The following is a 23,590-nucleotide window of genomic DNA, read 5'->3' on the forward strand; positions in this document are numbered from 1 at the left end:
GTGCGCATCGCGATCGTCGGCCCGACCTACCCGTACAAGGGGGGCGGGGCGCAACACACCACCGAGCTGGCGCACCGGCTGGCGGCCCAGGGCCACGACGTGGTGATCGAGTCGTGGCGGGCCCAGTACCCGTCGTTCCTCTACCCGGGGCAGCAGACGATCTCCGAGCCCGAGGGCACGCCGTACCCGAGGACCGCGCGGCGGCTCGACTGGCGGCGGCCCGACGGGTGGTTCGCGGCGGGGCGGCGGCTGCGCACGGCCGACCTGGTGGTGCTGGCGGTGCTGAGTCCTGTGCAGGTTCCTCCGTACCTGGGGATCCTGTCCGGTACCGGGCGGAAGGTCCGGACGGTCGCGCTCTGCCACAACGTGCTGCCGCACGAGCGGAAGCCGTACGACCAGCCGCTGATGAAGGCGCTGTTGCGACGGGTCGACGGCGTGCTGGCCCACTCCGAGCAGCAGGCCGAGCTGGCCAGGGGGCTCGCGCCGGGCAGGCCGGTCGGGGTGGCGGGGCTGCCGCCGCATCTGCCGTCCACGTCGGCCGAGCAGTCGGGCGGGGTGCGCGGGCGGTTGCTGTTCTTCGGGATGGTGCGCCCGTACAAGGGGCTCGACCTGCTGCTGCGGGCGTTGCCCGAGGGCGTCTCGCTGACCGTCGCGGGCGAGTTCTGGGGCGGGCTCGACGGCACGAAGGCGCTGATCGACGAGCTGGGCCTGGCCGACCGGGTCGAGCTGCGGCCCGGGTACGTCCCCGCCGCCGACGTGCCCAAGCTGTTCGCCGCGGCCGACGCGCTGGTGCTGCCGTACCGGAGCGCGACCGCCAGCCAGAACGTCTGGCTCGGCCACGAGCACGGCGTGCCGGTGATCGCCACCCGGGTGGGCGCGCTGGCCGACCACGTGACCGACGGCGTCGACGGCCTGCTGGTCGAGCCGGGCGACGCCGGGGCGCTGCGCGCGGCGATCGAGCGCTTCTACGCCTCGGGCGAGCCGGAGAGGTTGCGGTCGGGGGTCAAGGCGGTCGATCCCGAGCCGTTCTGGGCCGCGTACGCGGGCGCGCTGCTCGCGCTCTGACGGCCGAGCACGAACGCGACCCCCGCGGCGACCGCGTCGGCCAGCGTGAACGCCAGCCGCGACACGATCGCCACCGCGATGGCCGGAGCGGTGCCGATGACCGGCCCGAGCACCAGCACGAGCGCGCCCTCCCGCACGCCCACCCCGGCGGGCACCACGAAGGCCAGGATGCCGGTGCACCAGGCGAACGCGTACGCGCCGGTCGACACGAGGTAGAGGTCGGGACGGCCGGACAGCAGCCAGGTGTGCAGGCCGTAGACGAACCAGCCGAGCGCCGTCCAGGCGACCGTGACGACGACCGTGCGGCCGGGCAGCACGCTCTCCAGCGGTTCCTTGCGGGCGATGCGCAACGCCAGGTTGAGCCCCCAGGTCAGCACCTTGGGATGCAGGCACACGATGATCACCGGCACGAGCAGCACGACGTACCAGGCCCGGCGGACGGCCTCGTGCGAGCTCAGCGTGGCGGCGGCGATCGAGATGCCGGCGCCCAGGTTGACCACCAGCCCGAGCGAGATCGTGGCGAACGTGCGCCGCGGCGGGCTCCCGTGGTCGCGCCCGAGGTCCATCATGGCCGCGTACGCCCACACCGCGCCCGGGATGTACTTGCCGAGCTGTCCCACGAACATGATCCGCCCGGCCACCCGCAGCGGCAGCCGCGTGCCGAGCCCCGCCATGATCTGCCGCCAGGCCACCAGCATGCAGACCTGCCCGGCCAGCACCGCCCCGAACGCCCCGAGCACCGCCCACGGCGACAGCCTGGTCAGGGCCTGCGTCGTGTCGTGCCAGTTCCTCGCCAGGCCGTAGCCGAGGAAGGCGAGGGCGACCAGCGCGAGCAGGACGCGCAGCAGGCGACGCAGCATCAGGCCAGGCTACGCGGGAGCCCGGGCGGAGAGCCAGCATGCCGGGCAGGTCGCGGAGAGCCGGCCTGCCGGGCGGTCGTGGAGAGCCGGCATGTCGGGCAGGTCAGCGTACCGGGGCCCGCGGCGCGGGTACTGTTGGGCGGCGTGGGCAAGCAACGCGTCGCGCAGCTCGAGTACTCCGAATTCCAGTCGGCCATGCTCGACGAGGACAAACGCCGCCGCAAGGCCGCGAAGATCATCGCCGTGCTGGAGCACTTCCAGGGGCCGCTCGGCGGGCTGACCGTGGGAGATGTCGGCTGCTCGGCCGGGTTCATCGCCGACGAGCTGGCCCAGGCCGGGGCCAAGCACACGCTGGGCATCGACATCGACGTGCCGGGGCTGCGCAAGGCCGCCGACCGGTTCGGCGAGCGGGTGGCGTTCGTCTGCGGCGACGGCACGGCGCTGCCCTTCCCCGACGGGTCGATCGACGTGCTGGTGTTCAACCACATCTACGAGCACGTGGTCGACCCCGACGCCGTGGTGGCCGAGATGCACCGCGTGCTGTCCGACGACGGGGTGCTCTACCTCGGGCTCGGCAACCGGCTCGGGGTCGTCGAGCCCCACTACAAGCTGCCGTTCCTGTCGTACCTGCCGCCCGCGCTGGCCGACCGCTACGTGCGCGCGTCCGGCCGGGCCGACCACTACTACGAGCGGTTCAGGACGCGGCGGGGGCTGCGCAAGATGTTGCGGGCCTTCCACGTCTGGGACTACACGTTCCCGGTGCTGGCCACGCCGACCAGGTTCGCCGGCTCCGAGCTGTTCCCCGGCCTGCCCGGGCGGCTGGTCAAGGCCGTGCTGGCGCGCGTCCCGCGCGAGGTGCTGCGGCTGCTGCTGCCCGTCGTGCCGACGTACCTGTGGGTGGCCACCAAGACGCCGCGCAGGCCCGCGGGGCCGGCGCTGCCGCAGCCGCCCGAGCGGGTCCTGCCGCTGTGAGCCTCGTGGAGGAGACCGGCGCGAGCGCGATCCCCAAGCGGTCGCTGCCGCGCCGGCTGCTGCGCTTCGGCTTCCTGGCCGTCGCGCTCGCCTTCGGCGCGTGGGCGGTGGCCCGGCAGTGGGACGCCGTGGTGGCCGGGTTCGCCCGGCTGTCGTGGCCGGCGCTGGCCGGGTCGCTCGTCGCGGTGGTCGCCGCGCTGCTCGGGGCCATGCTCACCTGGCGCACCCTGCTGGCCGACCTGGGCTCGCCGCTGCCGCTGCGGCCGGCCGCCAAGGTGTTCTTCGTCGGCCAGCTCGGCAAGTACATCCCCGGCGCTGTCTGGCCGGTGCTCGCCCAGATGGAGATGGGCCGCGACCTGGGCGTGCCGCGCCCGCGCAGCGCCACGGCGTTCTTCCTGATGATGCCCGTCCAGATCGCCAGCGGCCTGCTCGTCACGCTGGTCACGCTCGGCTGGCACCGGTTCGGCTGGGTGCTGCTGTTCATCCCGCTGCTGCTGGTGCTGCTGGAGCCCAAGGTCGTCAACGGCGTGATCGGCTTCGGCCTGCGCAGGCTCGGGCGGGAGCCCCTGGAACGTCCGCTCACCCGTCGCGGCATGCTCACCGCGCTCGGCTGGGCGCTGGCCGGCTGGACGGCCTACGGCGTGCACTTCTTCTTCATCGCCCCGCAGGGCGGCCTGCTGTTCGCCGTCGGGGCCTTCGCCCTGTCGTGGTGTCTGGGCATCGTGACCTTCGTCGTGCCGGCGGGGGCCGGGGTGCGCGAGGCGGCGATGGTGGCGGTGCTCGCCCCCGTGCTCGACAGCGGCGCGGCCATCGCTGTGGCCCTCTGCTCCCGCATCGTCATCGTCGTCGGGGACCTGATCTGCGCGGGCTTGGCGGGAATCGCCTCACGTCGCGACTCGGTGTGATTTGCCCCACGATTTGGGGGAGGGTGGTCATAAGCTGAATCGAAGAGGGGGCCCGCCAGGTCCCACGTCGATCTTGAGGGGAGAAGATCCACGTAATGCCTCGAGTGCTCGTCGATGCCGCCGCGGTCCCCGCCGACCGTGGCGCGTTGATCCGGTACGTGGACGGGCTCGTGGCCGCGCTCCACCGGGCCGGGAACGATCTGGCCGTGGTCTGCCAGCGTGCGGACGCGGAAAGGTACCGGCGCCTGGCGCCTTCGGCCCGGGTCATCCCCGGCCCCGTCGCCATCACCAACAGGGCCGCCAGGCTCGCCTGGGAGCAGACCGGCGTGCCGCTGCTCGCCCGCCAGACGGGGGCCGAGGTCATCCACGCCCCCTACTACTCCATGCCGCTGCGTTCCGGCGTCCCGACCGTCGTGACGGTGCACGACGTGACCTGGTTCACCGAGCCCGAGCAGCACAGCCCGGCCAGGGCCGCGTTCTTCCGCTCGGCCACGCGCACCGCCGTCCGGCACGCCCAGCGGGTCATCGTGCCGTCCAAGGCGACCAGGGACGAGCTGGTCCGCGTGCTGTCGGCCGACCCCACCCGCATCGACGTCGCCTACCACGGCGTCGACGTGGCCCACTTCCACCCGCCGAGCCAGGACGAGATCCGCCGGGCGGCCATCAGGTGCGGGCTGCACGGCCGGCCGTACGTGGCCTTCCTCGGCAACCTCGACCCCCGCAAGAACGTGCCCAACCTGATCCGCGGCTTCGCCGCCGCCGTGAAGCGGCTGGAGACGCCGCCCGCGCTGGTGCTCGGCGGCGGCGTGCACGAGGACGACGTCGACGCCGCCTGCCGCGAGGTGGAGGCCATCGTCCGGGTGATCAGGCCGGGATACCTGCGCGCGCCCGACCTGCCGGGGTTCCTGGGCGGGGCGCTCGTCGTGGCGTTCCCCTCGCGGGGCGAGGGCTTCGGCATGCCGGTGCTGGAGGCCATGGCCTGCGGCGCGGCCGTCCTGACCAGCCATCGCACCTCGCTGCCCGAGGTGGGCGGCGATGCCGTCGCCTACACTGAACCGGACGCGGACAGCATCGCCGACGCCCTGGGCGAGCTGCTGGCCTCCTCCGAGCGGAGGCGGCAGTTGCAGGAGGCCGGGCGGGCACGGGCACGCGAATTCACCTGGGAGGCCTCCGCGGAGGCGCATCTCAACTCTTATCAACGCGCAATCGAATAGTTCGCTACTCTCACGGAGTGATGGAGAGCTCTTTGCCAGACCTCGAGGCGATCCTCCTGGTCGGGGGGCAGGGCACACGCCTGCGTCCGCTGACACTGGGCACGCCCAAGCCGCTGCTGCCGACCGCCGGAGTGCCGTTCCTGGCCCACCAACTCGCCCGCGCCCGGTCCTTCGGCGTACGCCGGATCGTGTTCGCGACCTCGTACAAGGCGGCGATGTTCGAGCCCGCCTTCGGTGACGGGTCGGCACTCGGGCTCTCGCTCGAATACATGACCGAGGAGACGCCGCTCGGCACCGGCGGGGCCATCCGCAACGCAGCCGAGGCGCTCACCGCGGGGCCCTCCGACCCGGTGCTGATCCTCAACGGCGACATCCTGTCCGGGCACGACATCGGCGACCAGGTGCGCACCCACTGCGAGCGCGAGGCCGCCGTGACGCTGCACCTGACGGAGGTGGACGACCCGACGCGGTTCGGCTGCGTCCCGACCGACGAGTCCGGACGGGTCACCGCGTTCCTGGAGAAGACCCCCAACCCGGTCACCAACCGCATCAACGCCGGTTGCTACGTCTTCACCCGCTCGGTGATCGACTCGATCCCGCGCGGCGAGGTCGTCTCCGTGGAGCGCGAGACGTTCCCCGGGCTGATCGACTCCGGCGAGCTGGTGCTCGGGTACGCCGACCGGACGTACTGGCTCGACGTGGGCACTCCCGCCGCGTTCGTGAAGGGCTCGCGCGACCTGGTGCTCGGGCGGCTCGACTCGCCCGCGCTGCCCGGCCCGCAGGGCGAGCACCTGGCGCTCGACGGGGCCGAGATCTCGGCCGAGGCCAAGGTCCAGGGCGGCACCGCCGTCGGCGCGCGGGCCGTCGTCGAGGCGGGCGCGTCCGTGGTGGGGTCGGTGCTGTGCGACGACTGCGTCGTCGAGTCCGGCGCCACCGTGAGCGATTCGGTCGTGGGCAAGGGCGCGCGGATCTGCGCCGGCACGGTCGTGCGCGACGCGGTGATCGGCGACGGCGCGGTGGTCGGGCCGGGCAACGAGCTCCAGGGCGGGGTGCGCGTCTGGCCCGGCATCGAGCTGCCCGAGCGCGCGGTGCGCTACTCCAGCGACGTCTGACCCGGCCCTGACCCGCTCGGCCGGGCCGTGCGGGTGAGCGACCACCCGCCGCCGCGCGGCAGACTGGACGGGTGATGGAACGCAGGTGGGAGCCCGACGGGCCGCTCGACGTGGAGCTGGCCCTAGGCCCCCACAGGCGCGGCACCGGCGACCCCGCCTGGCGCCGCACCCCCGACGGCTCGGTCTGGCGCACCTGCCGCACCCCCGACGGCCCGAGCACCCTGCGCGTCACCGTGACGGCCGGATCCGTGCACGCCCAGGCGTGGGGGCCTGGCGCCGGCTGGTCGCTGGAGACCCTGCCAGCCCTGCTCGGCGCGCTCGACGACGTCTCCGGCTTCCGCGTCCGGCACGACGTGCTGGCGGACGTGGCCCGCAAGCACGCGGGGCTGCGCATCGGGCGTACCGGGCGGGTCATGGAGGCGCTGGTGCCCGCCGTGCTGGAGCAGAAGGTCGTCGGCCGGGAGGCGTGGCGGGCCTGGCGCCACCTGCTGCGCCACTACGGCGAGCCCGCGCCCGGCCCGGCCCCCGACGGCATGCGGGTGGCGCCCGAGCCGGTCGTGTGGCGGCAGATCCCGAGCTGGCACTGGCACCGGGCGGGCGCGGAGGCCGTCCGGGCCAGGACGATAGCCAACGCCGCCTGGCACGCCGCCAAGCTGGAGGCCGCCGCCACCACCGAGGAGCTCGACCGGCTGCTGCGGGCCCTGCCCGGGATCGGCGTGTGGACGTCGGCCGAGGTGCGCCAGCGCGTCTTCGGCGACGCCGACGCGGTGAGCGTGGGGGACTTCCACCTGGCCAAGCTGGTCGGCTACGCGTTGACGGGGGAGAAGACCGACGACGTGGGGATGATGCGGCTGCTGGAGCCGTACCGGGGGCATCGGCACCGGGCGACGGTGCTCATCTGGCTCAGCGGCGTGCGTCCGCCCGCGCGGGGGCCGCGGATGCCGGCGCGCGACTACAGGTCCTTCTGACACCCAGCCCTGAGTGCGTGTCACGAACTCAGGTGTGCGTACTGTGCCTCTATGAGTGTTGTCAGTGATTCCGCGCTCCGCCGTGCCCTCGCCCGTGCCCGTGACGGCAAGGCGCTCGACCTCACCGAGGCCGTCGTGCTGCTGCACGCGCGCGGCGAACAACTCGACGCGCTGCTCGACCACGCCTCCCGCGTGCGCGACGCCGGGCTGAAGGCCGCCGGCAGGGAAGGGGTGATCACCTACAGCAGGAAGGTGTTCATCCCGCTGACCAGGTTGTGCCGGGACCGTTGCGGCTACTGCACGTTCGCCACCGCGCCGCACAAGCTGGAGTCGGTGTTCCTGAGCCCGGACGAAGTGCTGGAGATCGCCCGGCAGGGCGCGGCGATGGGCTGCAAGGAGGCGTTGTTCACGCTGGGGGACCGGCCGGAGGACCGCTGGCACCAGGCCCGCGAGTGGCTGGACGCGCACGGCTACGACGACACGCTGTCCTACGTGCGGGCCATGGCGATCAGGGTGCTGGAGGAGACCGGGCTGTTGCCGCACCTCAATCCCGGTGTGCTGAGCTGGCGTGACCTCCAGCGGCTCAAGCCGGTCGCGCCGTCGATGGGCATGATGCTGGAGACCACCTCGCGGCGGCTGTTCGAGGAGAAGGGACAGCCGCACTACGGCTCCCCCGACAAGGACCCGGCGGTACGGCTGCGCGTCCTGGAGGACGCCGGACGCACCAACGTGCCGTTCACGACCGGCATCCTCATCGGCATCGGCGAGACCGTCGAGGACCGGGCCGAGTCGATCTTCGCCATCCGCCGGGTCGCCCGCGAGTACGGCGGCGTCCAGGAGGTCATCGTCCAGAACTTCCGCGCCAAGCCGGACACGGCCATGCGCGGCCTGCCGGACGCCGACCTGCACGAGCTCGCCGCCACCATCGCCGTCGCGCGCCTGGTCCTCGGCCCCCGCGTACGCCTCCAGGCCCCGCCCAACCTGGTCGACTCCGAGTACGCGCTCATGATCCGCGCCGGCATCGACGACTGGGGCGGCGTCTCGCCCCTGACCCCCGACCACGTGAACCCCGAACGTCCCTGGCCGCAGATCGACGACCTGGCGGCCCGTACCGCCGAATCCGGCTTCGACCTGCGGGAACGCCTGACGATCTACCCCGAGTACGTGCGGGCCGGCGAACCCTGGCTGGACCCCCGGCTGTTCGCGCACGTCGAGGCCCTGGCCGACCCCGCCACCGGCCTCGCCCGTGAGGACGCCGTGCCGGTGGGCCGTCCCTGGCAGGAGCCCGACGGCGGGTTCGCCGCCTCCGGACGGGTGGACCTGCACGTCGAGGTGGACACCACCGGCCGCGCGACCGACCGGCGCGACGACTTCGACCACGTCTACGGCGACTGGGCGGCCCTGCGCGACCGGCTCGGCCCGGTCGCGGCCTCGACGCCGAGCGACGTCCGGCAGGCGCTCAGGCGGGCCGAGGCCGACCCGGCCGGGCTGACCGACGCCGAGGCCGTCGCGCTGCTGGGCGCGGAGGGCGAGGCGCTGGACGAGCTGGCCGCCATCGCCGACGCGCTGCGCAAGGAGGCCGCCGGCGACGAGGTCACCTACGTCGTCAACCGGAACATCAACTTCACCAACGTCTGCTACACCGGCTGCCGCTTCTGCGCCTTCGCCCAGCGCCGGACCGACGCCGACGCGTACACGCTCAGCCTGGACCAGGTGGCCGACCGGGCCGAGGAGGCGTGGGCGGCGGGCGCGACCGAAGTGTGCATGCAGGGCGGCATCCATCCCGACCTGCCGGGAACCGCGTACTTCGACATCGCCAAGGCGGTCAAGGCCAGGACGCCCGGCATGCACGTGCACGCGTTCTCCCCGATGGAGGTCATCAACGGAGCCTCCCGGACGAACCTGTCCGTACGCGACTGGCTGGAGGCCGCCAAGGAGGCCGGCGTGGACTCGCTGCCCGGCACGGCGGCCGAGATCCTGGACGACGACGTGCGCTGGGTGCTGACCAAGGGGAAGCTGCCGGCCAAGGAGTGGATCGACGTCATCACCACGGCCCACGAGGTCGGCATCCCGACGACGTCCACGATGATGTACGGCCACGTGGACCACCACCTGCACTGGGTCAGGCACATCAAGCTGATCAGGCAGTTGCAGGAGCGGACCGGCGGGTTCTCGGAGTTCGTGCTGCTGCCGTTCGTGCACACCAGCGCGCCGATCTACCTGGCCGGCATCGCCCGTCCCGGCCCCACCGCCCAGGAGAACCGCGCGGTGCACGCCCTGGCCAGGATCCTGCTGCACGGCGCGATCTCCAACATCCAGTGCTCGTGGGTCAAGCTCCAGGACGACCTGTGCCGCCAGGTGCTCCAGGGCGGCGTGAACGACCTCGGCGGCACCCTCATGGAGGAGACGATCAGCCGGATGGCGGGGTCGGAGAACGGCTCGTACAAGACGATCAGCGAGCTGCGCGAGATGGTCGAGGTCACCGGCCGTCCGGTGCGCCAGCGCACCACCGAGTACGGCAGCCCCACGGCCGAGCGGCTGGCCGCCGCGCAGGCGAGCGACGGGGTGTGCCAGAGCGTGAGAAGAATCTTGCCGATGGCGTAGTTATAACAAGTTCTAACAAGGCTTGCGCCCGGCACGGGAGGCACTGGAAGAATCATCACTCCACTGGAGAGAGGTTCATCGTGCGGTTTGGTCGACACCGTGCCGCGCTGCCTCCCGTGCAGCGACGCAGGAAGGCGCTCCAACGCGGCCTGCTGGCCGGCCTCGCCGCCGTGGCCGTCGCCGCCGGCAGCCTCTACGTGGTCCTCGGCGGCGGTCCCGCCCTGTGCGTGTCACGAGAGCCTGTTCTGGTCAGCGTGGCCGCCGCCGTGGACGTCGCGCCGGCGGTCATGGAGGCCGCCGGGCGCTTCAACGAGACCAAGACGTCGGTCGGCGGGCGGTGCGTGCTGGTCCAGGTGACCGAGCAGCCGTCGGCCACGGTGCTGCGCACGCTGATCGGCGACCGGGCCGGCGTGCTGCACGAGCGTCCCGACGGCTGGATCGCCGACTCCTCCGCCTGGATCAGGCTGGCCCGCAGCCAGGGCGCGAGCGCGCTGCCCGCGGGGGAGACCGTGGTGGCCACCTCGCCGCTGGTGTTCGCCACGCGGTCGTCGCTGGCCCGGCGCTTCTCGGTGGGCGGGACCGAGATGAACTGGCGGATGGTCTTCCCACCGACCCTGCGCGGGCGGCTGACGCCCAACTCCGACGAGCCCGACGTCGTACGGGTGCCCGACCCGTCCCTGGTGGGGGCGGGGATCGCGACCGTCGCCGCGGCCAGGGACGTCGTGGGCACCGGGCCGGCCGCCGACAAGGCGCTGACCGCGTTCGTCCGGTGGGCGCAGGCCGGGTCGGCCCCCGACTACCGCAGCATGCTCGACGCCGTGGACGACCGCGGGTTCTGGCAGCGGCCGGTGGTCATCGTCCCGGAGCAGTCGGTGTGGAACCACAACCGGGTGCCCTCGTCCGACCCGGTCGTGGCGTTGCATCCGCGCGAGGGCACGATCGACCTCGACTACCCCTACGTCGTCACGGCCGCCGATCCGGCCGTCGCGGAGGCGTCCACGGCCTTCGCCGACTGGCTGAAGGGCGCTCAGGCGCAGGAGATCGTCCGGCGGGCCGGGTTCAGGTCGGGTGACGGCAGGCTGGGGCCGCTCTCGCCGGGCCCGCAGATCCCGTCGCAGGCGCCGCGGACCAGGCCGTCGGTGTCGCAGCAGGACATCGACGAGGCGCTGCGCGCCTGGAGCAGGCTGGCGCCGCCGACCAACATCCTCGTCCTGGCCGACACCTCCAGGCACATGGCCGAGCCGCTGAACGGCAGCACCAAGGTGCGCATCGCGCTGGCCGCGGCCAAGATCGGGCTCCAGCTCTTCCCGAACTCCACGCACATGGGCATGTGGGAGTTCGCCGACAAGGTGGGGAACACCAGGAACTACCGGGAGCGCGTCAGGCTGGGCCCGATCAGCGAGCCGGAGTCGGGCCAGGTGCTGCGGCGCAGCGTCCTCGACGAGCTGACCAGCACGATCGCCCCCCACCCCGACCTGGACAGCTCGCTCTACGACGCGATACTGAGCGGGTTCCGCAGGGTCGGCGGCGACTACCGCGACGACATGAACAACACGCTGCTGGTGATCACGGCCGGCCAGGACGACGGCAAGGGCGTCAAGCTCCCGCGGCTTCTCGGCACGCTGCGGAACGAGTGGGACCCGGACAAGCCCATCCAGATCGTCATCATCGCGTTCGGCAAGGACGTGGACCGCGGCAGCCTGTCGCAGATCGCGGCGGTCACGAACGGCTCGCTGCACGTGGCGCAGGAGCCCGGAGAGATCATCGACGTCTTCCTCGGCGCCCTGGCCCGCAGGCTCTGCCACCCGACCTGCAAGCCGGCCGCCTGAGGGGATGCCGGTCGCCCGGCACCCCCCGGCCTGGATCTGGCCTAGATGTGCTGCACGGTGGCGTTCTCGCCGCGATGGTGGAGGTGGGACACGAGCTTGTCCAACGACCACGCGCCGCTGCCCAGCAGCGCCAGCATCAGGAACGACCACGAGAACATGGCCGCGGTCTCGCCCCCGTTCTGCAACGGGAACAAGCCCTTGGGCAGGTGGACGGTGAAGTAGGCGTAGGCCATCGTGCCCGAGCAGAGCAGGGCGGCGATACGGGTGGCGAGCCCGATGAGGACGAGGCCGCCCGCGCCGAGCTCGATCACCCCCGCCCACCAGTCGGGCCACTGGCCTACGGAGGGGGTCGTTCCGCCGTACGGACCGCCGAGTACGCCGAACAGAGTGGCGGCCCCGTGGCAGGCGAACAGCAGGCCCACCACGATGCGGAACAGCGACAGCGCGGCGTCACGAAGCTTGGTCATCGACGTGTCCAGACCTCAGACCCGCTGCCAGAGCGCCGGGACGTTCGGCGGCTCCCAGCCCGCGATGGCCGTGTGGGGCTGCAGGCACCGGTAGGAGACGCCGTTGTAGGTGACCGTGCTGCCCGTGGTGTAGGCCGTGCCGGCCTTCCAGGTGCCCGAGGCCGTCGTGGTCGGCGTCGGGGTCGGGGTGGGCGTGGGGGTCACGGTCGGGGTGGGAGTGGGGGTGGGCTGACCGCCGCCGCCGATCTGCAGGTCGATGCAGGAGTAGAAGGCGTTGGAGGTGTCGGAGATGTTCCAGATCGCCAGGACCTTCTGGCGGCCGGAGTAGCCGGACAGGTTCACCGTGTGCGAGATGGTCGACGGCGGCTGCTGGCCGTTGCCGTTGAAGACGGCGACCCGGGTGCCGCCGATGTAGTACTCGTAGTTGAGCGTGGCGTGCCTGGCGGTGAACGTCCAGGTGAAGGTCACCGAGCTGCCCACGGAGGTGGCCGGCCACGGCTTGCTCTCGTCACTGAGCTGGGCGAACTGGCCGAGGTTGGCGTTGCAACTGCGCAGGCCCTTGGGGCCTTCCACGCTCTGCGGCTCATAGACGATCTGGCCGCAGTCGGCCACCTTGCCCTGGGCGCAGTTCGCCTGCCGGCTGGGGGGTGAGTTCACATAGCCGTGGGCGAACGCGGGAGAGGTGTTGAACACCGCCGTGGCGATGGTGATCACCGCCACGGCGACTAACGTGAGAGTCCTTCGCATTGAAGCGGCTCCTTTACATGGGGGGATAGTCCAAATGTAAAGGAAAGTTTCCTAACGGTAAACGGTCGGCTTACCAGAATTCCGGACTCTCGTCAGAGGCTCAGCGCGTCACGATGTAATCGCGCGGGTCACGGGGGGCGCGCTCGCGCGGCGGCGCCGCGGCGTGCCCGATCGCCACGCAGCCCATCGGGTCCCACGACTCCGGCAGGTCGAGCACCCGCCTCACCACAGGACGGCAGAACATCGTGGAGGACACCCACGCCGAGCCCAGCCCCTCGACCGCGAGCTGGATGAGGAAGTTCTCCACGCCGGCGCCCGTCGCCACGACGAACATCTCCCGCTCGGCGGCGTTGCGCCGGTCGTCGCGGTAGGTGTGGGAGCCCTCCATCACCAGGCACGGCACCACCAGGTAGGGGGCGTCGCGCAGGACGTCGCCGCGCCTGACCCGCTTGGCGATCGACTCCTCGGTGAAACCGTCGCCGCGCAGGTCCTCGATCCACGCCTCGCGCATGGCGTCGAGCAGCTCGGTGCGCGTGCGCGCCGACTCGACCAGCACGAACCGCCAGGGGGTCGTGTGGTGCGGCGCCGGCGCCGCGATGCCCGCGGCCACCGCCCTGCGCACCGCCCCGCCGTCGACCGGCCGGTCGGAGAACCCCCTGATCGTACGGCGGGCGAACACGACGTCGCGGGAGCCGAAGCGGAACAGGTCCTCGTCGGCCGGACGGACGAGCGGCCTGACCCCCGGGCCGTCGTCGTCGGTCACCAGATGGCCGAGGCCGCGCACGATCGCCACGGGAACGCCGTCGAGCTTGCCCTTGACCAGCTCGGCCGCGCTCGCGATCTCGTCGGCCAGCGCGGTGACGGTGGCGCTGAGCGCGTTGCCGTAGGAGTCGGAGGTGCCCCGGAAGTCGTCGAGCGGACGCACCCCGGAGACGCCGATCGCCACGTCGGTCTGCCCGTTGCGCCACGGACGCCCGAACGTGTCGGACAGGATCACCCCCACCCGCGCGTCGAGCCCGGCCCTGATCCGCGCCGCGGAGGCGTCGGGGTCCTCGGGCAGCAGCAGGACGGTGCCGGGCTCGGTGTTGGAGGCGTCGACCCCGGCCGCGGCCATCACGAAACCGTGGCGGGTCTGGGCGATCACCGTGTCGCCGACCCTGGCGACCACCCGCTCGGTCTCCTCCTCGATCGCGCCGGCCCGGTCGGGCGCCCGGCGGACGCGCCCCTCCGCCTTGCTCACGATCTTCGAGGTGACCACCACGATGTCGCCGTCGCGCAGGTCGGCCTCCTTGAGCAGGGCCGCCACCTCGTCGCCCGGCCGGACCTCGCCGATGCCGGTGACGGCGATGACCTCGATCCGCCGCGTGCTCATCGGACCAGCTCCAGGGCCAGGTCGAGCGCCGTACGGGCGATGTCGGCGGTCGCCTCGGCGTCGTGCATGAGGATCGGACGGGACACCACGCGCACGCCGTCGAGCGCCACCCCGGAGTCCTCCTCGGCCACCAGCCAGCCGTCGACCAGGCCGGAGCCGTAGAGGTCGAGCACGGCCTGGGCCGAGGTCTCCACCCCGATGGCCGTCAGGCACGCGTCGGCCATGCCGCGCACGGGCGCGCCGCCGATGATGGGGGAGACGCCGACCACGGTCTTGGCCGCGACCGCCTCGCGGATGCCCGGGACCTGGAGGATCGTGCCGATGCTCACCACCGGGTTGGACGGCGGCAGGATGACCACGTCGGCCTGCTCGATCGCCTTCAGCACGCCCGGCGCGGGCTTGGCCGTCTCGACGCCCACCAGCGCGAACGACTCGGCCGGGACCGAGGCGCGCAGGCGCACCCACCACTCCTGGAAGTGCACGGCCCGTTTGCCGCGCTCGTCGGAGATCACCACATGTGTCTCACAGCGGTCGTCGGTCATCGGCAGCAGCCGCACGCCCGGCTGCCAGCGCGCGCACAGGGCCTCGGTGATCTGCGAGAGCGGGTAGCCCGCCTCCAGCATCTGCGAGCGGACGATGTGGGTGGCGAAGTCGCGGTCGCCGAGCCCGAACCACTGCGGCTCGACCCCGTAGGCGGCCAGCTCCTCCTTGACGACGTGGGACTCCTTGGCCCTGCCCCAGCCCTGCTCCTCGTCGATGCCGCCGCCCAGGGTGTACATGACGGTGTCGAGGTCGGGGCAGACGCGCAGGCCGAACAGGGTGATGTCGTCACCCGTGTTGCCGATGACGGTGATCGAGGCGTCGGGTGCGGTGGCGCGCAGGCCGCGCAGGAAACGGGCGCCGCCGATACCGCCGGCGAGGGACACGATGTGCATGTGTCCCAGTCTTCCACCGGCCTCTGACATCCCCGTGGGGGGAGTGGTTCTGTCCTACTTCATGGCAGAGAAGTTCCAGGTATGGGGGTAAATGGGATGGAAGAGGTTCTTGGGACGCCCGCCGCGAAAGTCGGCAATGTGGCAAACTCCCTTCGGGCCAAAGGGTCCGATGGGGGTTACTCATGAGCAAACTCAATGCCGCCCGACTACGGGAGCCGGCAGCCTGGATCATGCTCGTCACCGGGCTGCTGGACGTCGTCCTGACGATCGGCCACATCCTGATCGGCGCGGGCGGCTCGCTCGACGGCGGGTTCGCCGGCCGTGCCGCCGCGAACCTGCCGGGCCTGACCAGCCCGGTCGTGACCGGGCTGTTCGTGGGTGCCGTGCTGCTGGTGACCAGGGCGGGCGAGCGCTCGCCCAAGGCCAGGACCATCGCCTACGGCTCGGCCGCCGGCCTCGGGCTCGCCGCCGTGTTCGGCGCGCTGGCGCTGATCGTCGGGCTGTTCGCCGGAGGCGGCTTCCGCGGGGTGGTCGAGTACGTCCTCACGGGCGTGCCCACGCTCGCGCTGACCGTCGTCGGCCTGGCCTACTTGCTCCCCGAGGTCATGTCCGACCGTTCCGCCATCCCCACCCTCGACGGGTACGGCCGCCCGACCACCCACTACGGCCAGCCGCAGCAGTTCGGCCAGTCCGACCAGCCCCAGTACGGCCGCCCCCAGCAGTTCGGCCAGCCGGACCAGCCCACCTACGGCCAGCCGGACCAGCCCGCTTACGGCCAGTCCGACCAGCCCGGCCACGGCTCCGACCAGCCGTCCCAGCCCGCGTACGCGCAGCCGCACGCCGCGCCGACCCCCTACGGCCAGCAGCCCGCGCTCGCGCAGCTCCCCCCGGGCCAGGACGCCCAGTCCGCCGCTCCCGCCCCCCAGCCCGCCTCCTCCGGCTACGCCCCCCAGCCGCCGTCGGGCCAGATCCCCGCAGCTCCGGGCTACGCCCCCCAACCCCCCTCGGGCCAGCAGACCCAGGGCTACGCCCCCCAGCCCCCCTCCTCCGGCTACGAGCCCCAGCCCGCCTCCAACGGGTACGCCCCCCAGCCGCCGTCCGGCCAGCAGTCGACCGTCGCCTTCGGCCAGCAGTCGGCCAACAACCATCAGGACCAGCAGGCGCCCTACGCCCAGCAGGACCAACAGGCCCCTTACGGCCAGCAGGACCAGCAGGCCCCCTTCGGTCAGCAGGACCAGCAGTCGGCTTTCGGTCAGCAGGACCAGCAGTCGGCTTTCGGTCAGCAGGACCAGCAGTCGGCTTTCGGTCAGCAGGACCAGCAGGCCCCCTTCGGTCAGCAGGACCAGCAGTCGGCTTTCGGTCAGCAGCCCGGCTACGGCGCCCAGGCGACGAACCCCGGCGGGCAGCCCGGCGGAGGCTACGGCCACCAGCCCCCGAGCTACGGCGGCCAGTCGGAGCCCTCCGGCTACGGCCAGCCCGAGCCCTCCACCCCCGGCTACGGCCGGCCCGCCCCCGCCGCGCCCGCCTTCGGCCAGTCCGACCCCTCGGGCTACGGCCAGCCCGCGCCCGGCTTCGGCCAGCACGACGCCACCGCCCCCGGCTACGGCCACCAGCCCGAGACCCCCGTCCCGCAGGCGGCCGACGCCCAGTCCCCCTACGCCCCCCAGCCCCCCGGCGCCCAGCCCGCCTACGGCCAAGCCGAGCCTCAAGGCCAGCAGCCCGCCTTTGGCCAGGGCGAGGTTCAGGGACAGCCCGCCTACGGCCAGGCCCAGCCTCAAGGCCAGCAGCCCGCCTACGGGCAGCCCGACCAGATGCCGTTCGGCCAGCCGTCGCAGGGGCCGTCGCAGGGCAGGCAGCCCGAGCCGTACCAGCAGCAGCCCTACCAGCCGGCCAGGGCCGCGCTCCCCGCCGCGTCCACCGACCAGCCCGGACGCCAGCCCGACTCCCCGTTCCCCCCGGCGCCCGAGCGCCCGTACGGCCAGGCCGACCAGCCCTTCGGGCACCCCCAGGGCCCGGCCGGACAGCCGTTCGCACAGCCGGGTACGCAGCCGGGCGCGCAGCAAGACCAGGGCTTCCCGCCGCAGAGCTTCGGCCAGGACCAGGGGTACGCCCCACCGGCCTACACCCCGTCCGAGACGCTCCCCGACTCCGGCTACCAGCCGCCCGCCGGCGAGTACACCCCCGCGCCCTACGTTCCGGCCGACAGCCAGCCCAGCGCGTACGGCCAGGCCGGCTACCCCACCCCCGACAACCCGTACGCCCCGAGGGACGGCTCCCAGAGCACCTTCGGCGACCAGGCGTACCCGAGCGGCGAGACCAGCCCGAGCGTCCCGTACCCGCAGGCGGAGCAGCAGCAGCCGTACCTCGACCGCCAGAGCGCCTTCGACCAGCAGGGCGGCCAGCCGTTCACCGGCTACTCGGGCCACGGGTACGCCACCCCCGCCTACCAGGAGCCGGACCCGCCCGTCGACCCGCGCTCCCAGCAGCTCCTGGACGCCTACCAGCAGGCCGAGACCTACCAGAGCTCGACGGCCGCCTCCGGCACCCAGCCCGACCTGAGGGTCCCCGACTACGGCGGCCAGCCGGCCAGGCCGTACGACGACCCGTTCGGCCACCCGCAGCAGGGTCAGCCGTACCCGCAGCAGCAGAACGCGTACGAGCCCCAGCAGCAGGGCCAGTACGAGCCCCAGACCTACCGCCCCACCCACCAGGCCCCGGCCGGGTGGACCGAGGCGCAGGGCGAGTCGACGATGCGGCTCGACCCCTCGCAGTTCGGGGACGCCCTCGGCGCCCAGAACCGCCCGGGTGACGACCCAATCGACCCAACGGCCATATACACGCCCAACGAGCCACGCAGGTAACGGACCGGCAAACGACGGCTAGAGAGAAGGTGGCCCAAAGGGCGGGCGTCTACCCCGCCCTGCTACGGTTCCGACCGCTGACAGCGTTGAACGAACCGGGTCGAAGCCTTGCTGTGCAGGGGGTCTCGGCCTGGTGCGAACACCACATGCCGAGCACACCGGGGCGAGAGTCGGTCTTTCCCCGGATACCGTCATGCCGCTTGACGTCACGTACGGCACGCGCGTGTAATTACAACCATGTTGTTACGCCTTCCCTTGGGTGGGTAGGAGGAAGGCGTCCATGGGGGGCTCCATTGCGGGCGGGCGGCAGGGAGGTGTGCAGTGACCGATCCGGTCATCGCACAGGATCAGCTTGACGCTGAAGAACTCGGATGGCAGGAGCGTGCGTTGTGCGCGCAGACCGATCCGGAGGCGTTCTTCCCGGAAAAAGGCGGCTCCACCCGAGAAGCCAAGAAGGTCTGTCGATCGTGTGAGGTCCGTGCCGAGTGCTTGGAATACGCACTCGAACACGATGAGCGATTCGGCATCTGGGGTGGGTTGTCGGAGCGGGAGCGCAGACGGATCAAGCGCCAGGCCGTTTAGGGGATATGAGCGAAAGGGTCACGCGGTAGCCCGCGTGACCCTTTTTCGCGTGTGGTCACACCTGTAGGGTGGGCGCGCCTGATCAACGCTGGAGTCGCCCGACCATGACACGTCCCCTCGTCACCGTGATCGTCGTCGCCCATGATGGCGGGCGCTGGCTGGGGGAGACGTTGCGTGCGCTGGCCGGTCAGAGCCGCAGGCCGGAGCGCGTCGCGGGCGTCGACAACGGCAGCAGGGACGGCTCGGCCGACCTGCTCGCGCAGACGCTCGGCCCGTCCAACGTGCTCGCGCTGCCGCGCTCGGCCTCGTTCGGGGACGCGGTGGCGGAGGTGCTGGACAAGCTGCCGCCGTGCGGCCAGAACGAGTGGCTCTGGCTGCTGCACGACGACTGCGCCCCCGACCGGCGGGCGCTGGAGGCCCTGCTCACGGCGGCCGAGCAGGACCCCAAGGCGGCGGTGCTCGGCCCGAAGCTGCGCGACTGGCTCGACCGCAGACGCCTGCTCGAACTGGGCGTGACCGTCGGCCTCACCGGGCGCAGGGACACCGGGCTGGAGCCGCGCGAGTTCGACCAGGGGCAGCACGACGGCACCCGGGAGGTGCTCTCGGTCTCCACGGCGGGCATGCTGGTCCGCCGCGACGTCTGGGAGCGGCTCGGCGGCCTCGACCCGCTGTTCCCGCTCTTCCGCGACGACCTCGACCTGTGCTGGCGGGTACGCAACGCCGGCCACAGGGTGCTGGCGGTGACCTCGGCGGTGGCCTGGCACGCCGAGGCGGCGGCGCGCAGGCGACGGCGGATCACGGTCAGCGGCGACCATCCGCGCAGGCTCGACCGGCGGAACGCGATGTTCGTCATCATGGCGAACCTGCCGTTCCGTGTGATGTTGTGGGCACTCGTCCGGAACCTGGCCGGGTCGGCCCTGCGCACGCTGCTGTTCCTGCTGGGCAAGCAGCCGGCGAACGCGCTGGACGAGATGGTGGCGCTGGGGTCGATCCTGGTGCACCCGTTCCGGCTGCTGAAGGCGCGCAGGGCTCGCCGCGACGGCCGTAAAAAGGGATTTATCCGTATAAAGCGGTTGCTGACGCCGCCGGGAGGCGCCTACCGGCGGCTGACCGACATGGTGCAGAGCTTCCTCGCCGGCGAGACCCCCGTGGACTCCACCGGCCGCCACCACCACCACCACCACCACTCCGCCACCGAGGACGACGAGGCGAGCACACCGGCGGACACCGGCGCGGTCAAGGGCTTCCTCCGGCGTCCGGGCGTCGTCCTCATGCTCGCCCTCGCCGTGATCTCGCTGGTCGCCGAACGGTCGCTGCTCGGCGGCGACCGGCTGGGCGGCGGCGCGCTGGTCCCGGTGACCGGCGGCGCGGGGGACCTGTGGCGGTTCTACACCGAGGGCTTCCACGACATCGGGCTCGGCTCCACCGACTGGGCGCCGCCGTACGTGGCGCTGCTGGCGGTGGCCTCGACGCTGGCGCTGGGCAAGACGTGGCTGGCCGTGTCCGTGCTGCTGCTCGGCTCGGTGCCGCTGGCCGGGGCGTCGGCGTACCTGGCGACCAGGCACATCATCCCGGCGGTGCCCGCGCGGGCCTGGGCGGCGGGGACGTACGCGCTGCTGCCCGTCGCGACCGGTGCGATCGCGGCCGGGCGGCTCGGCACGGCGGTGGTGTTCGTGCTGGTCCCGGTGTACGCCGCGCTCGGCACCACGCTGCTGTCCGGCGAGCGGCGCCGCGCCAGGCGCGCGGCCTGGGCGCTCGGGCTGCTGCTGGCCGTGGGGACCGCGTTCGTCCCGCTGGTGTATCCGCTCTTCGCGGTGCTCGGCGTGCTGGCCGCCGTCGCGTACGGCGGGGTGCGGCGCGGCGTGGTGACCTCCATGGCGGTCGCGCTCGCGGTGCCCGTCGTGCTGCTGTTCCCCTGGCTGGCCGGGCTGGTCGCGGACCCGGGCCGCATCCTGCTGGAGGCGGGCCTGCACGATCCCGCCCTGGTGGAGGCGGGGCTCGCGCCGGAGTCGCTGCTCGCGCTCAGCCCGGGAGGGCCGGGGCTGCCGCCGTTCTGGGTGACGGCCGGGCTGGTGGTGACCGCGCTGGCCGCGCTGCTCATGCGCCGCCAGCGGATGATCGTCGCGATCGGCTGGGGCGTCACGCTGTACGGCGTGCTGGCGGCCATCCTGGTCAGCCGGATCGGCGTCGAAGGGGCGCGGGCCTGGCCCGGCGTGCCGCTGGCGTTCGCGGGGACCGGGCTGCTGGTGCTCGTGGGCCTGACCGCGCACCGGCTGGCCGAGCTGCGGGCCGGCGGCGGGCTGCGCAGACTGGGCGCGACCCTGGTGGTGGCCGCCGCCGTGAGCACGCCGATCCTGGCCGCCGGCTACTGGATGGCGTACGGGGTGCGCGGCCCGCTGACCGGCGACGCGCCCGAGACGCTGCCCGCGCTGGCCACCTGGAGCACCCGGCACGGCGAGCGCACGCTGCTGATCAAGGGGCACGCCTTCACCGTGCTGCACGGCCGTACCCCGTTGATCGGCGAGGCCGAGCTGCCGGTCGCGTCCGAGGGCCGTACGAAGGTCGCGGTCGCGGCGCAGGGCCTGGTCGGCGGGCGCGGCGGGACCGACGCGGCGACGCTGGCCGAGCACGGGATCGCCATGGTGGCCGTGGCCGCGCCGGTGCCGCCGGAGCTCGCCAGGTCGCTCGACTCGCAGCCGTCGTTGGAACGCATGAGCCTGTCGGAGGCGGGCGGCCTGTGGCGGCTGGCCGAGCCGGTCACCCGCGTGGCCGCCGAGCCGGCCGACGTCCTGCACACGCCCTGGTTGTGGGCCCAGGGGGCGCTGGCCCTGATCGTGCTGGCCCTGGCCACGCCCGGACGCCGGGAGAGCGGCGCGGTCGAGGGCGTCGAAGCGCCCGTGCCCGCGCCGGCGGGGGTGCGATGAAGACGTTCGTGGAGAACAGGTTCGGCCTGCTGGTGCTGGTCGTGGTGGCGCTGTCGGCCCTGTACGGCGTCGCGTTCGTCACCCGTCCGGCCCCCGCCCCGGCCAAGGCGGAGGGGCCGAGGAAGGTGGCCGTCGAGTCGGTGACCGCCGTCTGCCCCGGTGCCAAGGGCGCGCAGATGAACGTCTACCTGCCCGGACGCCTGTCCCGCGAGGTCATGAAGAACGCCGAGCCGTACGTGACGAACGGCCCGGGAGCGCTCGAAGCCGGATACACCACCCGGGTGACCTCAGGCGCGGCCCGCGGGCTGTCCGGGGTGCGCTGCACCGAGCCGGCGCAGGCCGCCTGGCTGGTCGGCCCCGGTCCCGCGGTGGCCGACGTGGTCCTGCACCTCACCAACGCCGACAAGGCCCCGGCCCAGGCCGACGTCGAGGTGTACGCGGCCGAGGGCCTGGTCTCCGGCGACAAGGGCCGCGGCCTGGAGCTCGCGCCGGGCGAGCACAAGGAGATCGACCTCAGGACGCTCGCGCCCTCGGCGGACGTCATGGCCGTCGGCGTCACCACCGTCTTCGGTCGACTGGCGGTGGCGGCCAGGGCGTCGATGCAGGCCGGCGGCGTGGACTGGCTGCCGCTCGCCGCGCCCCCGGCCACCCGCGTGGTGGTGCCCGGCATCCCCGGCGGCGGCGGAAGGCGCGAGCTGCTGGTCGCCGCCCCCGGCGAGAACGACGTGTCGGTGCAGGTCAAGGCGGTCAGCCAGGACGCCGAGTACGCGATGAAGGGCCGCGAGACCATCGACGTGCCGGCGGGCAGCGTGGTCGCGATGGACGTGACCACCGGGATCGGCGGCGAGTCGGCCGCGCTCGTGCTCACCGCGCCGGAGCCGATCGTGGCCGGGCTCGTCGTCGCCGGCACCGGCGTGCGGCAGGACGTGGCGTTCACGGCGGGCACGCCCCCGCTCGACCTGGGCAGCGCGGTCGCGGGCAACGGGCCCGGCACGCGGCTGCTGTTCACCGCGCTCGGTGGTCCCGGCGAGATCCGGGTGCAGGAGGTGCCGGTGAAGGGCGAGCCGGGCAGGCCGTACGACGTGGCGGTGCCCGCCGGGCGGACCAAGGAGCTGCGGCTGCGCGGCAAGGGCGAGTTCGCCGTGGTCGTCACGCCCGTGTCGGGCCAGGTCTACGGCGGCCGGGTCATCGAGGAGCGGCAGAAGGACGGGCTGCTCGTCACGGCCCAGCCGCTCGCGCCCGCGCGCATGTGGACCATGCTGCCCGCGCTGACCGACAGCCCCCTCGCCGTGCTGCCCTGACCCGGGTCACCCGGGCCGGGCGGGTCAGCGGCGGTCGTCGTAGCCCGGGTCGACGGTCTCGGGGGCGAGGCCGAGCAGCGTGGCGACCTGCTCGACCACCGTGTCGTGCACCATCGCGCCCAGGGTGTCGCGGTCGCGGGCACGGGCCTCCAGCGGGCGGCGGTAGATCACCACGGAGGCGGGCGACTGGCCGCTGGCCGCGTCGGCGCGGCCGAACGGGATGGGCTCGGTGCCCATGCTCGGGCCGTCGCCCAACTCGTTGAGCGGCGGCACCTCCTCGACCGCGAACTCCACGGCCGACAGCTGTTTGTCCCATCGCGGCCGGAGCCGGTCGACGGCGTCGAGCACGAGGTCGTCGAAGCGCTCGCTGCGGGAACGGGCCATGGGGACGTGGGAGGGGGCGAGGGGGCCGCGCAGGCCACGACCGTGGCGATCGCGCCGTCTGGGACCGCGCTTTGGAGTCACCGACCAAGTGTAAGGGCACCCGCCCGCGAACCCCCGGAACCCCCGCCCCGCGTCATCGCGGTCCGGAGCGGGGGGCGAGGAACTCGCGGTACTGCTCCATCCACGTCAGCACGTCGCGCAGCGGCTCGGGACGCAGCCGGCACGGGCGCCACTGCGCCTGCCGGCCCTGCTCCACGAGCCCCGCGCGGGCCAGCACCTTCACGTGCTTCGAGACGGTCGGCAGCGTGAGGTCGAACGGTTCGGCCAGCTCGCCGACGGTCGCCTCGCCCTCGGTCAGCCGGGCGAGCATCGCCCGCCGCGTCGGGTCGGCGAGGGCCGCGAAGACGGCGTTCAGCTGATCGTCCCGGCTCATCACTTTCCTTGGTGGTTAATTAACTGATGGAGAAAGTACAAGGCCACCGGTGTGG

The 23,590-nt window shown here is 72.9% G+C and carries 19 protein-coding genes; 12 read left to right on the plus strand and 7 right to left on the minus strand.

What is annotated here, in order from left to right; genetic code table 11:
- Positions 1–1,065 carry a glycosyltransferase family 4 protein gene (locus ACIA8R_RS24720; protein ID WP_364086372.1) on the plus strand — a complete coding sequence of 355 codons (1,065 nt, stop codon included), beginning with the start codon at positions 1–3 and terminating at the stop codon, positions 1,063–1,065.
- Here the strand turns inward: ACIA8R_RS24720 and ACIA8R_RS24725 are convergent.
- Positions 966–1,925, minus strand: coding sequence for a YbhN family protein (locus ACIA8R_RS24725; protein ID WP_397040577.1), 960 nt, complete (start codon positions 1,923–1,925; stop codon positions 966–968). The two genes, ACIA8R_RS24720 and ACIA8R_RS24725, sit on opposite strands and share 100 nt — an antisense overlap.
- Before the next feature lie 144 nt (positions 1,926–2,069).
- On the opposite strand from ACIA8R_RS24725, the gene ACIA8R_RS24730 reads away from it, so the two are divergent.
- From ACIA8R_RS24730 to ACIA8R_RS24760, 7 genes are all read left to right on the plus strand, one after another.
- Positions 2,070–2,897, plus strand: a complete 828-nt coding sequence (locus tag ACIA8R_RS24730; RefSeq protein WP_357702674.1) for a methyltransferase domain-containing protein — start codon at positions 2,070–2,072, stop codon at positions 2,895–2,897.
- Positions 2,894–3,802, plus strand: coding sequence for a lysylphosphatidylglycerol synthase domain-containing protein (locus ACIA8R_RS24735; protein ID WP_397040579.1), 909 nt, complete (start codon positions 2,894–2,896; stop codon positions 3,800–3,802). Before ACIA8R_RS24730 ends, ACIA8R_RS24735 begins: the two co-directional genes overlap by 4 nt.
- A 95-nt stretch (positions 3,803–3,897) precedes the next feature.
- The gene (locus tag ACIA8R_RS24740) at positions 3,898–5,016 is read left to right on the plus strand and encodes a glycosyltransferase family 4 protein (protein WP_397040581.1); all 1,119 of its coding nucleotides are present in this window, start codon (positions 3,898–3,900) and stop codon (positions 5,014–5,016) included.
- Between the two features lie 20 nt (positions 5,017–5,036).
- Positions 5,037–6,128, plus strand: a complete 1,092-nt coding sequence (locus ACIA8R_RS24745) for an NDP-sugar synthase (protein WP_357702680.1) — start codon at positions 5,037–5,039, stop codon at positions 6,126–6,128.
- A 74-nt stretch (positions 6,129–6,202) separates the two neighbouring features.
- Complete coding sequence (locus tag ACIA8R_RS24750; RefSeq protein WP_397040756.1) at positions 6,203–7,096, plus strand: DNA-3-methyladenine glycosylase family protein; 894 nt, start codon at positions 6,203–6,205, stop codon at positions 7,094–7,096.
- A gap of 51 nt (positions 7,097–7,147) precedes the next feature.
- Positions 7,148–9,700, plus strand: coding sequence for a bifunctional FO biosynthesis protein CofGH (locus ACIA8R_RS24755; RefSeq protein ID WP_357702682.1), 2,553 nt, complete (start codon positions 7,148–7,150; stop codon positions 9,698–9,700).
- A 116-nt stretch (positions 9,701–9,816) separates the two neighbouring features.
- Positions 9,817–11,529 (plus strand): substrate-binding and VWA domain-containing protein, encoded by a 1,713-nt coding sequence (locus ACIA8R_RS24760; protein ID WP_397040584.1) that lies wholly within the window; start codon positions 9,817–9,819, stop codon positions 11,527–11,529.
- Positions 11,530–11,570: 41 nt separating this feature from the next.
- Here the strand turns inward: ACIA8R_RS24760 and ACIA8R_RS24765 are convergent, their stop codons facing one another.
- The 4 genes from ACIA8R_RS24765 to cofD all read right to left on the minus strand — a co-directional run bounded on the left by ACIA8R_RS24765 (position 11,571) and on the right by cofD (position 15,050).
- A complete protein-coding gene (locus ACIA8R_RS24765) occupies positions 11,571–11,996 on the minus strand; it encodes a DoxX family protein (RefSeq protein WP_364086381.1) in 426 nt (141 codons plus the stop codon).
- A gap of 15 nt (positions 11,997–12,011) precedes the next feature.
- Positions 12,012–12,743 (minus strand): lytic polysaccharide monooxygenase, encoded by a 732-nt coding sequence (locus ACIA8R_RS24770; protein WP_357702688.1) that lies wholly within the window; start codon positions 12,741–12,743, stop codon positions 12,012–12,014.
- Between the two features lie 100 nt (positions 12,744–12,843).
- Positions 12,844–14,115, minus strand: a complete 1,272-nt coding sequence (locus ACIA8R_RS24775; RefSeq protein WP_357702690.1) for a coenzyme F420-0:L-glutamate ligase — start codon at positions 14,113–14,115, stop codon at positions 12,844–12,846.
- A complete protein-coding gene (cofD, locus tag ACIA8R_RS24780; RefSeq protein ID WP_364086386.1) occupies positions 14,112–15,050 on the minus strand; it encodes a 2-phospho-L-lactate transferase in 939 nt (312 codons plus the stop codon). The genes ACIA8R_RS24775 and cofD overlap by 4 nt, the downstream gene beginning before the upstream one ends.
- A 182-nt stretch (positions 15,051–15,232) precedes the next feature.
- On the opposite strand from cofD, the gene ACIA8R_RS24785 reads away from it, so the two are divergent.
- The 4 genes from ACIA8R_RS24785 to ACIA8R_RS24800 all read left to right on the plus strand — a co-directional run bounded on the left by ACIA8R_RS24785 (position 15,233) and on the right by ACIA8R_RS24800 (position 22,718).
- Entirely contained in the window at positions 15,233–17,911 is a 2,679-nt protein-coding gene (locus ACIA8R_RS24785; RefSeq protein ID WP_397040587.1) for a hypothetical protein, read from the plus strand.
- Between the two features lie 321 nt (positions 17,912–18,232).
- Complete coding sequence (locus ACIA8R_RS24790; RefSeq protein WP_020546325.1) at positions 18,233–18,493, plus strand: WhiB family transcriptional regulator; 261 nt, start codon at positions 18,233–18,235, stop codon at positions 18,491–18,493.
- Positions 18,494–18,597: 104 nt separating this feature from the next.
- Positions 18,598–21,417, plus strand: a complete 2,820-nt coding sequence (locus ACIA8R_RS24795) for a glycosyltransferase (RefSeq protein WP_397040589.1) — start codon at positions 18,598–18,600, stop codon at positions 21,415–21,417.
- Positions 21,414–22,718, plus strand: coding sequence for a DUF5719 family protein (locus ACIA8R_RS24800; protein WP_397040590.1), 1,305 nt, complete (start codon positions 21,414–21,416; stop codon positions 22,716–22,718). Before ACIA8R_RS24795 ends, ACIA8R_RS24800 begins: the two co-directional genes overlap by 4 nt.
- A 24-nt stretch (positions 22,719–22,742) precedes the next feature.
- Here the strand turns inward: ACIA8R_RS24800 and ACIA8R_RS24805 are convergent, their stop codons facing one another.
- Together ACIA8R_RS24805 and ACIA8R_RS24810 are read right to left on the minus strand one after the other, a co-directional pair.
- A complete protein-coding gene (locus ACIA8R_RS24805) occupies positions 22,743–23,102 on the minus strand; it encodes a metallopeptidase family protein (protein WP_357702700.1) in 360 nt (119 codons plus the stop codon).
- Between the two features lie 133 nt (positions 23,103–23,235).
- Positions 23,236–23,535, minus strand: a complete 300-nt coding sequence (locus ACIA8R_RS24810; RefSeq protein ID WP_397040592.1) for an ArsR/SmtB family transcription factor — start codon at positions 23,533–23,535, stop codon at positions 23,236–23,238.
- Positions 23,536–23,590: the final 55 nt, after the last annotated feature.

The organism is Nonomuraea sp. NPDC051191 (assembly GCF_044455665.1).
GTDB lineage: Bacteria > Actinomycetota > Actinomycetes > Streptosporangiales > Streptosporangiaceae > Nonomuraea.